Genomic DNA, 13,002 nt, shown 5'->3' with positions numbered 1-13,002 from the left:
GATCGGGTGACGTGCGAGCCTCCCGGACTGCGCGTGCTCATATGAGCAAAGAACGCTACGAGTGTTGCGGTGCGCCGGGACGGTGCCTACTGTGGAACGACGGGAGGAACCGCATGATCGAGTCGGACGAGCTGCTGTCCATCCGCGCCGCCGAGCTGTACTACGAGGAGGACAAGACCCAGGACGAGATCGGGTCGATCCTCGCGCTCACCCGCTGGAAGGTCGGGCGGCTGCTGGCGCAGGCCAAGGCCAGCGGCTTCATCCGCATCGAGATCGTCCATCCCCGCGCGCGTCGGCTGCCCGTCGAGCGACGCCTGCGCGAGACCTGCGGCCTGGCCGACGCGATCGTCGTGTCCACATCGGGCGTCGACGACCAGGAAGAGCTCCAGTCCCGAACTGCGCAGGCCGCCGCCGACTACCTCGCGACGCTGCGTCCCGTCCCCCGCACCCTGGGGATCAGCTGGGGGCGCACGCTGGACGACGTCTCCCGCCACCTCGAGGACGGCTGGGCGAGCGGCGTCGACGTCGTGCAGATCAACGGCGGTGTGAGCCTCAACCGACGGGCCGGCACGGCGGCCTCCACCGCGGTCACCATCGCGCAGAAGGCCGGCGGGCACGCCACGCTGCTGCCGAGCCCGGCGATCCTCGAACGGCTGGAGACCAAGCGCGCCATCGAGTCCGACCGCGCCGTCGCCGCCGTGCTCGACCTGGCGTCCGGCGCCGACGCCTACCTGTTCAGCGCCGGGACGGCCGACGCGACCTCGGTGCTGGTCGACAGCGGGTACCTCACCCCCGACGACGTCTCGGAGCTTGTCCGCCGGGGCGCGGTGGGCGACGTCGTGGGTCGGTACGTGAACAGCAACGGTGCCATCGTCGACCCACGGCTCGACGAGCGGACCATCGGCCTCCCGCTGGAGAGCCTGCGCGCGGCCCAGCTCAGCATCGCCGTCATCGCCGGGGCGGCCAAGCACGCCGTCGCACGAGCCGTCGTCGGCAGCGGTCTGTGCACCGTGCTCGTGACGGACGAGGAGACGGCACTGCACCTCATCGAGAACCACCCCACCGTCCAAGACAGCGAGGATCACGCATGACAGGCACCCAGATCGTCCCCGGGGAGCGCGCCATCGCGCTCCTGGGCGGCGAGGCGAACGACGCCAACCTGCGTCGTTACCTGCACGGCATCCCCGGGGTCGACGCCGTCGGGCTCGAACAGCGGGCGGCCGGGCTCGGCACGCGCTCGATCAAGACCACCTCGAAGGCCTGGGCGCTGGACCGCATCATCGGCCTCATCGACCTGACCACCCTCGAGGGCGCGGACACACCCGGCAAGGTGCGCTCGCTCGTCGCGAAGGCGGTCACGCCCGACGCTGCGGATCCTTCCTGCCCGCGCGTCGCGGCCGTGTGCGTCTACGGCGACATGGTGCCCTACGCCGTGCAGGCGCTGGGCACGGCCCACGGCGACCCGGACCAGGGCAAGGTCGCCGTCGCTGCGGTCGCGACCGCGTTCCCCAGCGGCCGCGCCTCGCGGTCCATCAAGCTCGAGGACACGGCCGACGCCGTCGCCGCGGGTGCCGACGAGATCGACATGGTGATCGACCGCGGCGCGTTCCTGTCCGGCCGGTACGGCCAGGTCTACGACGAGATCGTCGCCGTCAAGGAGGCCTGCCGCCGCGCGGACGGCACGTACGCCCACCTGAAGGTCATCCTCGAGACGGGTGAGCTGAACACCTACGACAACGTCCGCCGCGCCTCGTGGCTGGGCATCCTGGCCGGCGGCGACTTCATCAAGACGTCGACCGGCAAGGTCGCCCCCGCCGCGACGCTCCCCGTCACGCTGCTGATGCTGGAGGTCGTGCGCGACTGGCACCGCCTCAGCGGCGAGAAGGTCGGGGTCAAGCCGGCCGGTGGCATCCGCGCCTCGAAGGACGCGATCAAGTACCTGGTGACGGTCGCGGAGACGGTCGGTGAGGAGTGGCTGACACCGCATCTCTTCCGGTTCGGCGCCTCGAGCCTGCTCAACGACGTGCTGCTGCAGCGCCAGAAGATGACGACCGGGCACTACGCCGGCCCCGACTACGTGACGATCGACTGAAGGGCCCCAGATGTCATTCCTCGAGTACGCCCCCGCGCCCGAGTCGCAGGCGATCCTGAACCTGCGCAGCGACTACGGCCTGTTCATCGACGGCGAGTTCCGGGAGGGCCACGGCACGCCGTTCGCCTCCGTCTCGCCCGCCACCGAGAAGCACATCGCCACCATCGCGCACGCCGACGCGGCCGACGTCGACGCGGCCGTGGCCGCCGCCCGTCGGGCCTACGACCGCACCTGGTCGCGCATGTCGGGCGCCGACCGCGGCAAGTACCTGTTCCGCATCGCGCGCCTGGTCCAGGAGCGCAGCCGCGAGCTCGCCGTGGCCGAGAGCCTCGACAACGGCAAGCCCATCAAGGAGAGCCGCGACGTCGACGTCCCGCTGGTGGCGGCCTGGTTCTTCTACTACGCGGGCTGGGCGGACAAGCTGGACCACGTCGGCCTCGGCGCCGCGCCCGCTCCCCTGGGCGTCGCCGCGCAGGTGATCCCGTGGAACTTCCCGCTGCTCATGCTGGCGTGGAAGATCGCCCCCGCCCTCGCCGCCGGCAACACCGTGGTGCTCAAGCCGGCGGAGACCACGTCGCTGACCGCGCTGCTGTTCGCGGAGATCGTGCAGCAGGCCGACCTGCCCCCGGGCGTCGTCAACATCATCACCGGCGCGGGCGAGACGGGTGCCGCGCTCGTCGGCCACGGCGACGTCGACAAGGTGGCGTTCACCGGCTCGACGTCGGTCGGCCGCGAGATCGCCAGGTCGGTCGCCGGGACGAACAAGAAGCTCACGCTCGAGCTGGGCGGCAAGGCGGCGAACATCGTGTTCGACGACGCCCCCATCGACCAGGCCATCGAGGGCATCGTCAACGGCATCTTCTTCAACCAGGGCCACGTCTGCTGCGCGGGCAGCCGCCTGCTGGTCCAGGAGTCGATCCACGACGAGGTCATCGACCGGCTCAAGACGCGCCTGTCGACGCTGCGCCTGGGCGACCCCCTGGACAAGAACACCGACATCGGCGCCATCAACAGCGCCGAGCAGCTCGAGCGCATCCGGACGTTGAGCGACGTCGGTGAGGCGGAGGGCGCGCAGCGGTGGACCGCCGCATGCACCATCCCCGAGAACGGCTTCTGGTTCGCGCCGACGATCTTCACCAACGTGTCCACCAGCCACCGGATCGCCCGCGAGGAGATCTTCGGGCCGGTCCTGAGCGTGCTCACGTTCCGCACGCCCGCGGAGGCCGTCGCCAAGGCCAACAACACGCCCTACGGCCTGTCCGCGGGGATCTGGACCGACAAGGGCAGCCGCATCCTGGCCGTCGCCGACAAGCTCCGGGCCGGCGTCGTCTGGGCCAACACCTTCAACCGGTTCGACCCGTCGAGCCCGTTCGGCGGCTACAAGGAGTCCGGCTACGGCCGCGAGGGTGGCCGCCACGGCATCGCCGCGTACCTGAAGACCGCCGCACCGGCCGCTGTGCCGGCCGTCGCACCCGCGCGCAAGACCGTCACCAAGGGAGCCGCCAAGTGACCCGCCTCGCCGTCCCCAAGACCTACAAGCTGTACATCGGCGGGGCGTTCCCGCGCAGCGAGTCGGGTCGCACCTACGAGGTCGTCAGCGCCAAGGGCGCGTTCCTCGCCAACGCCGCCAAGGCGTCCCGCAAGGACGCCCGCGACGCGGTCGTCGCCGCACGCGGCGCGGTCGGCGGCTGGTCGGGTGCCACCGCGTACAACCGGGGGCAGGTGCTCTACCGGATCGCCGAGCTGCTCGAAGGGCGCCGGGCGCAGTTCGTCGCCGAGATCGTCGACGCCGAGGGCGTGACCACCGCGGTCGCGAACGCGCAGGTGGACACCGCCATCGACCGCTGGGTCTGGTACGCGGGCTGGACCGACAAGTACGCCCAGGTCGCCGGCAACGCCAACCCCGTCTCCGGGCCGTACTTCAACATCTCGGTCCCGGAGCCGACGGGCGTCGTCGCGATCATCGCGCCGCAGGACTCCTCGCTCCTCGGGCTGGTCTCCGCGGTCGCTCCCGCGCTCGTCGCCGGCAACACGGTCGTCGTGGTGGCCAGCGAGAAGCACCCGCTGTCGGCGATCAGCCTCTCCGAGGTGCTCGCGACGAGCGACGTGCCCAAGGGCGTGGTCAACGTGCTCACGGGCTCACCGGCGGAGATCGCACCCTGGCTGGCCAGTCACCAGGACGTCAACGCGCTCGACCTGGTGGGTGCCGGCGCCCTCGAGTGGGTCGACCTGCAGATCGCGGCGGCGGACACGCTCAAGCGCGTGCTACCGCCGGAGAACGGCCCAGATGCCGCCGCCCCGTCGCTGGACCGCATCACGGCGTTCGTGGAGACCAAGACCGTCTGGCACACGAAGGGCCTGATCTAGACGGACTGACGCGCAGCATCCCGCGATCTTCGCGGGTTCCGTGTGCCCGGTCTCGACGACCAGGTCGGCGCCGACCGAGACTCGGCCGCAGCCGCTCCGACGACGAGAGCGAGGACTAACCCTGCTCTACTCGATGTGCTGCACGTCCAGATACGGACCGAAGGTCTCCGGTTCCCAGCTCTGCACCAGCGTCCCGCCTGGGCTCAGGGTGAAGACGTCCGCCTGGGCCAGGGTGTCCCGGTCGTTGGCGAAGTCCGGCTCGTACGGGCCCGGCACGACTGCCCCCACCTTGACGTCGCCGGCCGGCAGCCCCGCGATGCGGTAGTAGTAGCCATCGATGTTCGCCGGCCCGGTTGTCAACGCGAGGCCGGTGACAGCGTCGTACACGGTGACGATTCCGCCCTCCACGGGGTCGAAGCCGGAGAGAACCTGGCCCTCGATCGCGGCACCCGCGTTCTCGACCAGGACCCGGTCGACGTCGTTCAGCCGGTGGCTGACGTCGCGTGCGATGAGTCGGTGCGGTCCTGTTCCGACGAGGGTCAAGCCGGTGAAGGTATGTGTCCCGCGGTCGGCCCGCGTGAAGGTGTACGCGTCCGGCAGCGTGCGCACAAGCACGTCGTCGGTGGCGAAGCGGACGGTGCCGCGATACGCCGTCGCGGGCCGGCCGGCAGCGTTGAGGGCCGTCACCGTGACGTCGAACGGGACGCCTGCGACGACTGCTGCAGGGACCCTCAAGGCCAGGGTCCGCCACCCGGTCGCGGAAGCCGGCGGCGCCGCGATGAGCCCCAGTCCGGCGACCAAGAGCACCACCACCGACCACCGCGCGATCCGACGAGCCACCGTTCGCTGTTGTGCTCGCTCTGTTGCCATGGCAGCAGCCACTCCTCGCGGGGGCGGCTGAGGCGGCGCCTCGCGGCGGCTACCCCTCTCGTACGAACTAGTCCTCACGACGCGTCCGCGCAAGGGCGCGTGGAAAAGTTCACCCACAGGTCGCACGACCCGAAGGACTCACCTCACGTCAACAAACGGGTCGTGGTCAGTACATCCAGACGAACCACGACGGCCCCTGCCCAGGTCGGGGTGGGGACCGTCGCCGTCCGTGCTACGCGCGGTGGCGCCCACCCCGCGCGGACGCGTAGGCCGGGCGGATCACCTGGTCGATCAGGGCCGACCGCTCGTCGTGGTGCAGGAACGAGTGCGCGGCCGCGGTGACCGCCACGTCCCGCAGGTCGACCAGCTCCCAGCCGGCCTCCTCGACCAGCAGCGTCAGCTCGCGCGTCATCGACGTGCCGGACTGCAGCCGGTTGTCGGTGTTGACCGTGACGGCGAAGCCGAGGTCCCGCAGGCGCGTGACGGGGTGGGTGGCCACCGACTCGGCGGCACCCGTCTGCACGTTGGACGACGGGCACAGCTCGAGCGGGATGCGCCGGTCGCGGATCCAGTGGGCGAGCGAGCCCAGCCGGTCGCCGAGCTCGTCGGTGGTGACGTCCTCGATGAGCCGCACGCCGTGCCCGATCCGGCAGGCGTGCGCCACGTGCACGGCCTCCGCGATCGACTCGAGGCCGGCCGCCTCGCCGGCGTGCACGGTGGCCGGGAAGTCGGCCTCGGCGAGGGTGGTGAACGCGGTGGCGTGACGCGACGGCGGGAACCCGTCCTCCGCACCGGCGATGTCGAAGCCGACCACGCCGTTGTCCCGGTTCTCCAGGGCGAGCGCGGCGATCTCGTCGCCGCGGTCGGCGTGCCGCATCGCGGTGATGAGGGTTCCGATCCGGATCGAGTGCCCCGCCGCCGCTGCCTCGGCGACGCCCTCGGCGAACCCGGCCTGCACGGCGTCGACCACCTGCTGCAGCGTCAGCCCCTTCTGGAGGTGCTGCTCGGGCGCGTACCGCTGCTCCGCGTAAACGACGCCGTCGGCGGCGAGGTCGACGGCGGACTCGCGGGCGACCCGGCGCAGCGCGTCCTCGGTCTGCATCACAGCGACGGTGTGGTCGAACGTCTCGAGGTAGCGCTCCAGCGTCCCGGAGCTGGCGGCCTCGACGAACCAACGGCCCAGCTCGTCGGCATCGGTCGCGGGCAGCTCGTGGCCGATCTCGGCGGCGAGCTCGATGATCGTCGCGGGGCGCAGCCCGCCGTCGAGGTGGTCGTGCAGCACGACCTTCGGGAGGCTGGGGATCAGGGCGACGAGCGCTGCCGTGGCATCAGTGGGGTCGGTGGTGGCCTCGGACGGGTCACTGGGGGCGTCAGCCACCGAGGGCTCGGAGGGGGAGGTCATGGGCTCACCGTACCGGGACGGATCGCTCGGACGAGGCTCAGGTGACAGCGTCCTCATCGTCGGACGGGACCTCGATGTCCTGCTCGACCACGTCCGCCTCGTCGGCACGGTCGTCGCGGTCCGCCCGCGCGAACCCCGGCTCGTACTCCTCGGGGTCGGCGGGACCGTCGTCGGAGTCGTCGACGAGACTGCGCGGGCCGTCGGGGTCCACCGGCGCGAGGCCGGCATCCTTCCAGGCGTCGCTCCCCGGCACGGTGCTCATGCGTCCATCGTGCCCCCGGTGGCGCGACGCCGCGAGGGTTCAGGCGTCGATGCGGTCGATCACGAGTGGCCTGACGGGCACGACGGTGCCCTCGGGTGCGACCACGACCGCGCCCGCCAGCGCGTCGAGCGCTCGCCCGAACCGGTCCGGGGTGTCGGTGTGCAGCGTCATCAGCGGCTGGCCCGCCCGCACGGTGTCACCCGGCTTGGCGTGCAGCTCGACGCCCGCACCGGCCTGCACGGGGTCCTCCTTGCGCGCGCGTCCCGCACCCAGCCGCCATGCGGCGACGCCGACCGCGTAGGCGTCCAGCTCGCTGAGCACGCCGTCCGTGTCCGCGAGCAGCTGCGACGTCTCCCGGGCCACCGGCAGCGTCGCGTCCGGGTCGCCGCCCTGGGCGGTGATCATCCGCTTCCACGCATCCATGGCCCGCCCGTCCTGCAGGGCCGCTGCGACGTCGTCGTCCGGTCGGCCGGCCGCGGTGAGCATCTCCCGGGCCAGCGCGACCGTGAGCTCGACGACGTCCGCCGGTCCCCCGCCGGCCAAGACCTCGACCGACTCCCGGACCTCGAGCGCGTTGCCCGCGGTGAGGCCGAGGGGCGTCGACATGTCGGTGAGCAGCGCCACGGTTCGCACCCCGGCGTCGGTGCCGAGCGCGACCATCGTCCGGGCCAGCTCGCGGGCGCGGTCGACGTCCTTCATGAACGCACCGGAACCCACCTTGACGTCGAGGACCAGCGCACCGGTGCCCTCCGCGATCTTCTTGCTCATGATCGAGCTCGCGATCAGCGGGATGGCCTCGACCGTGCCGGTCACGTCGCGCAGCGCGTAGAGCTTGCGGTCGGCGGGCGCGAGGCCGGACCCGGCCTGGCAGATGACCGCGCCGACGTCGTCGAGCTGCGCCATCATCTCGTCGTTGCTCAGCGCGGCCCGCCAGCCGGGGATCGACTCCAGCTTGTCCAGCGTCCCGCCCGTGTGGCCGAGGCCGCGGCCGGACAGCTGCGGGACGGCCACCCCGAACACCGCGACGAGCGGCGCCAGCGGCAGCGTGATCTTGTCGCCCACGCCGCCGGTCGAGTGCTTGTCCGCGGTCGGTCGCGACAGCCCGGAGAAGTCCATCCGCTCGCCGCTCGCGATCATCGCCGCGGTCCACCGGGCGATCTCCGCGCGGTCCATGCCGTTGAGCAGGATCGCCATGTTGAGCGCTGACATCTGTTCCTCGGCCACGGCCCCGCGCGTGTACGCGTCGATGACCCAGTCGATCTGCGCGTCGGACAGGCGGTGCCCGTCGCGCTTGGCGACGATGACGTCGACGGCGTCGAACGACTCAGTCATGCCCGTTCCTCCAGGTCAGCAGGCCCGAAGGCGTCGGGGAGCACCTCGGTCATGGGCTTGACGCCGTGCGTGGTCTCCACCAGCAGCCGGGCTCCCCCGTGCTCCCAGAGCAGCTGCCGGCACCGGCCGCAGGGCATGAGCACGTTGCCGTGCTTGTCCACGCACGTGAACGCGACCAGCCGCCCGCCGCCCGAGACGTGCAGGCCCGACACCAGCGCGCACTCGGCGCACAGCGTCACGCCGTAGGAGGCGTTCTCCACGTTGCAGCCGACGACCACGCGCCCGTCGTCGACCAGCGCGGCGGCGCCGACCGGGAAGTGCGAGTACGGCGCGTACGCCTTGCGCATGACCTCGGTGGCCGCGGAACGCAGGGCGTCCCAGTCAATCTCCACAGCGGAACTCACTTCGTGTAGGGGATGCCTTCGGCGGCCGGCGGGCGCACCCGTCCGACGAGCCCTGCGACGGCGAAGATCGTCACGATGTAGGGCGTCATCAGCATGATCTGGCTGGGGATGGGCGTCTGGATGATGCTCAGCTGGAGCTGCAGGTTGTTGGCGAACCCGAACAGCAGCGCGGCCGCCAGGGCACCCTTGGGGCTCCACCGGCCCAGGATCATCGCGGCGAGCGCGATGTACCCCTTGCCGCCGGTCATCTCCTTGCCGAACGCCAGGCCCGCCGCGACGGTGAAGAACGCCCCGCCGAGCCCGGCCACGGCGCCTCCGAGCACGGTGGCGCGCAGGCGGGTGCGGTTGACCTTGATGCCGACGGTGTCCGCCGCCTTGGGGTGCTCGCCGACGGACCGCAGGCGCAGTCCCCAGCGGGACCGGAAGACCATGATCTGCAGCAGGATCACGACGACGTACATGATGTAGACGAGCGCGGTCTGGCGGAACAGGACCGGGCCGAGGATCGGTATCTGCGAGAGCACCGGGATGCTGATGACGGGCAGGCCCGGCGGGTTGTTCCAGGTGTCCGGGTTCTCCTTGAGCACCGTCGAGAAGAGGTAGCTCGTCACGCCGATGACCAGCACGTTGAGCACGACGCCGACGATGATCTGGTTGACCACGTACTTGATCGAGAACAGCACCAGGAGCAGGCCCACGAGCGCGCCCGCGACGGGCGCGGCGATGAGGCCCGCGTACGCGCTGCCGGTCAGGGTGGCGACGACGGCCGCGAGGAACGCACCGCCCAGCAGCTGGCCCTCGATGGCGATGTTGATGATGCCGGACCGCTCGCACAGCAGACCCGCGAGAGCGCCGAACACCAGCGGGATCGCGAGGAACAGCGAGCCCTGCAGCAGCCCGGTCAGCGGCAACGCGCTGTCCTTGCCTGCGACGGCCCACACCAGGAACGCGAACACCATGAGGATCCCGTAGGTGATCGGCAGCCAGGGGCCGGCCTTCTCGCGGCGGCGGGTCTCATAGAACGACACCCCGGCGAGACCGAGCGCCGCGACGCACAGGATGATCGCCGTCAGCTTCGAGGGCACCGTGAACGGTGTGAACTGGATGAAGTCCTTCGGCGTCGAGATGGCGAACGTGCTGGTCTCACCGCTCGGCCCGAGCAGCCCGAACACGACGAGGCCGACGAGGGCGACCACCGCGTAGGCGATCGGCGCGTGCCACCGGATCGGGGGCAGGACCAGCCCGGAGGCGGGACGAGCCGGCGCTGACGCGTCGATCGTGGGGGCGCTCATGCGCTGACCTCCTTCGCTGCGACGGGGACGACCGGCTTGGGGGCTCGTGGCGTGTCCGGTGACGGCAGTCGGAACACCGACCGGACCAGCGGCGGGGCTGCGATGAACAGGACGATCAGGGACTGCACGACGAGCACGATGTCGATGGGGGTCCCGGTCCGCGCCTGCATGACGACGCCGCCCGCGCGCAGGGCACCGAACAGGATGCCCGCGAACACCGTGCCGAGCGGCTTGGACCGGCCGAGCAGGGCGACGGTGATGGCGTCGAACCCGTAGCTGGCGGCTACGCCCGCCGTGAGGACCCGTTCGGTGCCGAGCACCTGCGCCGAGCCTGCGAGCCCCGCGAACGCACCAGCGGTGAGCATGACCCACACGTAGGCGGAGTTCACCGAGATCCCCGCGGTGCGTGCGGCGTGCGGGTTGGAGCCGACCGCGCGCCACCGGAAGCCGATGGTCGAACGTTCCATGAGCCACCACGTGAACCATGCCCCGAGCAGGGCCAGCAGGAATCCGGCGTGCAGCCGATATCCCTCGCCGAGCAGCAGAGGGTAGGCCGCACTGTCCGGGATCGGCGGGCTCACAGGGTTGTTGCTGCCCGGGCGCTGGAACGCATCGAGGCTCAGCAGGTAGGCGACGAGATAGATCGCGATGTTGTTGAGCATGATCGTGACGATGACCTCGTGCGCACCGGTGCGTGCCTTGAGCACACCGGCGATCCCGGCCCACAGCGCACCACCGAGAGCGGCGCCGATGACGCAGAGCAGCATGTGGAGAGGGAACGGGAGGTCGAACGTGAACCCGATGTACCCGGCGAAGATGCCACCGAGGATGATCTGGCCCTGCGCACCGATGTTGAACAGGCCGGCCCGGAAACCGATCCCCAGGCCGAGGCCGGCGAGGATCAGTGGCGTCGCCACGGTGAGCGTCTCGGTCAGCGGGCGGATCGCCTTGGCGAACGTGTCGGCGCGCGGGTCGTAGATCGCTCCCGCGAACAGCGCCTTGTAGGCCTCCGAGACCGCCGTCCATGCCGCGGAGATCATGTCGCTGGGACGGGAGAAGAAGTACACCGCGGCGGCCTGCACCTCGGCGTCGGCGGCCGCGATGAGCAGGCCACCGAGGATCAACGCCAGCACGACCGCGAGGACCGAGACGAGCCAGCTGCTGGTCAGCATCTCGTGCAGGATGCGTCGGCCGCCGTCGGGCTCGTCGGTCGGCGCCGCGACGCCGGTCTGCCCCGGGGGCGGCACCGCGGCGTCGGGCAGCGGGACCGGCGTCTGGCTGCTCACATCTCCTCCTGGGGGAACGCCTCGGCTGCGGGCGCCGTGGTCGGCGGCTCGGCTGCGGTTGGTTCGTCGACGGCCTCGAGGTCGGCCTCACCGAGCGTGGTGTGGTGCTCGGCGGCCTGGCGCACGGCGTCCTCCAGCGGCACGCCGGCCATCATCAGGCCCAGCACGTCGCGGTCGGTCCCGCCGGGCACGTCCCCCACGATCCGTCCGCGATACATGACGAGGATGCGGTCCGCGAGCGCGAGCACCTCGTCCAGCTCGGTCGACACGATGATCACGGGGGTGCCGTTGTCGCGCTCCTGCACGATCCGCGTGTGCACGAACTCGATCGAGCCGACGTCGAGGCCACGCGTGGGCTGCGAGGCGATGAGCAGCCGCAGCGGCCGCGACAGCTCGCGCGCCAGCACGACCTTCTGCTGGTTGCCACCGGACAGGGTGCTCGCGTTCGCGTCGATGGACCCGGTGCGGACGTCGAACTCGGCGATCCGCTTCTCGGCGTTCTCGCGCACCGCGGCGGGCTTCAGCGCGACACCGCGCGAGAAGGGCTCGTGGCGGTGCAGGTCGAGGATGAGATTCTCCGCGATGGAGAAGTCCGCGATGACACCGTCGGTCGATCGGTCCTCCGGGACGAACCCGAGACCGGCGGCGAGCACGTCCTTGACCGACTTGCCCACCAGCTCGATCCCGTCGAGCTGCACCGACCCGGCGACGGGCGTCTGCAGCCCGAGCATGACCTCGGTGAGCTCGGTCTGGCCGTTGCCCTGGACTCCGGCGATCGAGACGATCTCGCCGCGGGCGACGTCGAACGAGATGTCGTCGAGCTGGCGCACCCCCGCCTCGTCGATGACGGTCAGGTGGCGGACCTGCACGGTCGCCTCGCCGGGCACCGCCGCGGCGCGCGCGACCCCCAGCGACACGGAGCGTCCGACCATGAGCGAGGCGAGCTCGGTCTCCGTGGACGTCGGCTCGGCGATGCCGACCACCTTGCCGCGCCGGATGACCGTGATCCGGTCGGCGACGGCACGGACCTCGCGCAGCTTGTGGGTGATGAAGACGATCGACGTCCCGGACTCCTTGAGCTGGCGCATGATCACGATCAGCTCGTCGGTCTCCTGCGGCGTGAGCACCGCGGTGGGCTCGTCGAGGATGAGGACCTTGGCCTGCCGGGACAGGGCCTTGATGATCTCGACCCGCTGCTGGACACCGACGGGCAGGTCCTCGATGTACGCGTCGGGGTCGACGTGGAACCCGAACCGGTCGGAGATCTCCTTGACCCGGCGACGTGCTTCGGGAAGGTCGATCAGTCCGCCGCCCCGGACGGGCTCGTGGCCGAGGACCACGTTCTCCGCGACGGTGAACACCGGGACGAGCATGAAGTGCTGGTGGACCATGCCGATGCCGGCGGCCATCGCATCGCCGGGCCCGGCGAACGTCACGGGCACGTCGTCGACGAGGATCTGGCCACCGTCGGGGTCGTACAGCCCGTAGAGCACGTTCATCAGCGTGCTCTTGCCGGCGCCGTTCTCCCCGAGCAGCGCGTGGATCTCGCCGGGCTCGACCACCAGGTCGATGTGGTCGTTGGCGACCAACGACCCGAAGGTCTTGGTGATGCCCTGCAGCTCCAGCTTCACCGGTCGTCTCCCTCGACGTCACTACTGTTCTCAGACACTATCCATCCCCCTCGCGAGGTCGGTG

The 13,002-nt window shown here is 70.9% G+C and carries 12 protein-coding genes; 4 read left to right on the top strand and 8 right to left on the bottom strand.

Annotation, left to right across the window (positions count from 1 at the left end):
• Window positions 1-113 precede the first annotated feature (113 nt).
• Genes ASG23_RS03805 through ASG23_RS03790 form a run of 4 tightly spaced genes read left to right on the top strand, consistent with a single transcriptional unit; the run spans window position 114 to window position 4,459 of the window.
• Window positions 114-1,091 carry a sugar-binding transcriptional regulator gene (locus ASG23_RS03805; RefSeq protein WP_056020199.1) on the top strand — a complete coding sequence of 326 codons (978 nt, stop codon included), beginning with the start codon at window positions 114-116 and terminating at the stop codon, window positions 1,089-1,091.
• Complete coding sequence (deoC, locus tag ASG23_RS03800; RefSeq protein WP_056020196.1) at window positions 1,088-2,092, top strand: deoxyribose-phosphate aldolase; 1,005 nt, start codon at window positions 1,088-1,090, stop codon at window positions 2,090-2,092. The genes ASG23_RS03805 and deoC overlap by 4 nt, the downstream gene beginning before the upstream one ends.
• Window positions 2,093-2,102: 10 nt before the next feature.
• On the top strand, window positions 2,103-3,602 hold the full coding sequence (locus ASG23_RS03795) for an aldehyde dehydrogenase family protein (RefSeq protein ID WP_056020193.1): 1,500 nt from the start codon (window positions 2,103-2,105) through the stop codon (window positions 3,600-3,602).
• Window positions 3,599-4,459, top strand: coding sequence for an aldehyde dehydrogenase family protein (locus ASG23_RS03790; protein ID WP_056020189.1), 861 nt, complete (start codon window positions 3,599-3,601; stop codon window positions 4,457-4,459). Before ASG23_RS03795 ends, ASG23_RS03790 begins: the two co-directional genes overlap by 4 nt.
• A 126-nt stretch (window positions 4,460-4,585) precedes the next feature.
• On the opposite strand, the gene ASG23_RS03785 is transcribed toward ASG23_RS03790, so the two are convergent.
• The 8 genes from ASG23_RS03785 to ASG23_RS03750 form a co-directional block, all read right to left on the bottom strand.
• Window positions 4,586-5,269 (bottom strand): hypothetical protein, encoded by a 684-nt coding sequence (locus ASG23_RS03785; RefSeq protein WP_162242656.1) that lies wholly within the window; start codon window positions 5,267-5,269, stop codon window positions 4,586-4,588.
• Between the two features lie 292 nt (window positions 5,270-5,561).
• Entirely contained in the window at window positions 5,562-6,731 is a 1,170-nt protein-coding gene (locus ASG23_RS03780; RefSeq protein WP_082515744.1) for an adenosine deaminase, read from the bottom strand.
• 37 nt (window positions 6,732-6,768) lie between these two features.
• Complete coding sequence (locus tag ASG23_RS03775) at window positions 6,769-6,993, bottom strand: hypothetical protein (RefSeq protein ID WP_056020183.1); 225 nt, start codon at window positions 6,991-6,993, stop codon at window positions 6,769-6,771.
• 39 nt (window positions 6,994-7,032) lie between these two features.
• Entirely contained in the window at window positions 7,033-8,325 is a 1,293-nt protein-coding gene (locus ASG23_RS03770; protein WP_056020180.1) for a thymidine phosphorylase, read from the bottom strand.
• Window positions 8,322-8,717 (bottom strand): cytidine deaminase, encoded by a 396-nt coding sequence (locus ASG23_RS03765; protein ID WP_082515743.1) that lies wholly within the window; start codon window positions 8,715-8,717, stop codon window positions 8,322-8,324. The genes ASG23_RS03770 and ASG23_RS03765 overlap by 4 nt, the downstream gene beginning before the upstream one ends.
• Before the next feature lie 8 nt (window positions 8,718-8,725).
• Window positions 8,726-10,021: an ABC transporter permease gene (locus ASG23_RS03760; protein ID WP_056020177.1), complete on the bottom strand. Its 1,296-nt coding sequence runs from the start codon at window positions 10,019-10,021 to the stop codon at window positions 8,726-8,728.
• Window positions 10,018-11,307: an ABC transporter permease gene (locus tag ASG23_RS03755; RefSeq protein WP_056020174.1), complete on the bottom strand. Its 1,290-nt coding sequence runs from the start codon at window positions 11,305-11,307 to the stop codon at window positions 10,018-10,020. Before ASG23_RS03755 ends, ASG23_RS03760 begins: the two co-directional genes overlap by 4 nt.
• A complete protein-coding gene (locus ASG23_RS03750) occupies window positions 11,304-12,938 on the bottom strand; it encodes an ABC transporter ATP-binding protein (protein WP_082515739.1) in 1,635 nt (544 codons plus the stop codon). The genes ASG23_RS03755 and ASG23_RS03750 overlap by 4 nt, the downstream gene beginning before the upstream one ends.
• Window positions 12,939-13,002: the final 64 nt, after the last annotated feature.

The sequence above is a fragment of the Cellulomonas sp. Leaf395 genome, from assembly GCF_001424125.1.
In the GTDB taxonomy this organism is placed as follows: Bacteria; Actinomycetota; Actinomycetes; order Actinomycetales; family Cellulomonadaceae; genus Cellulomonas.
The sequence above is the reverse complement of the archived record's forward strand: the minus strand, read 5'-3'. Positions and strand labels throughout refer to the sequence as shown.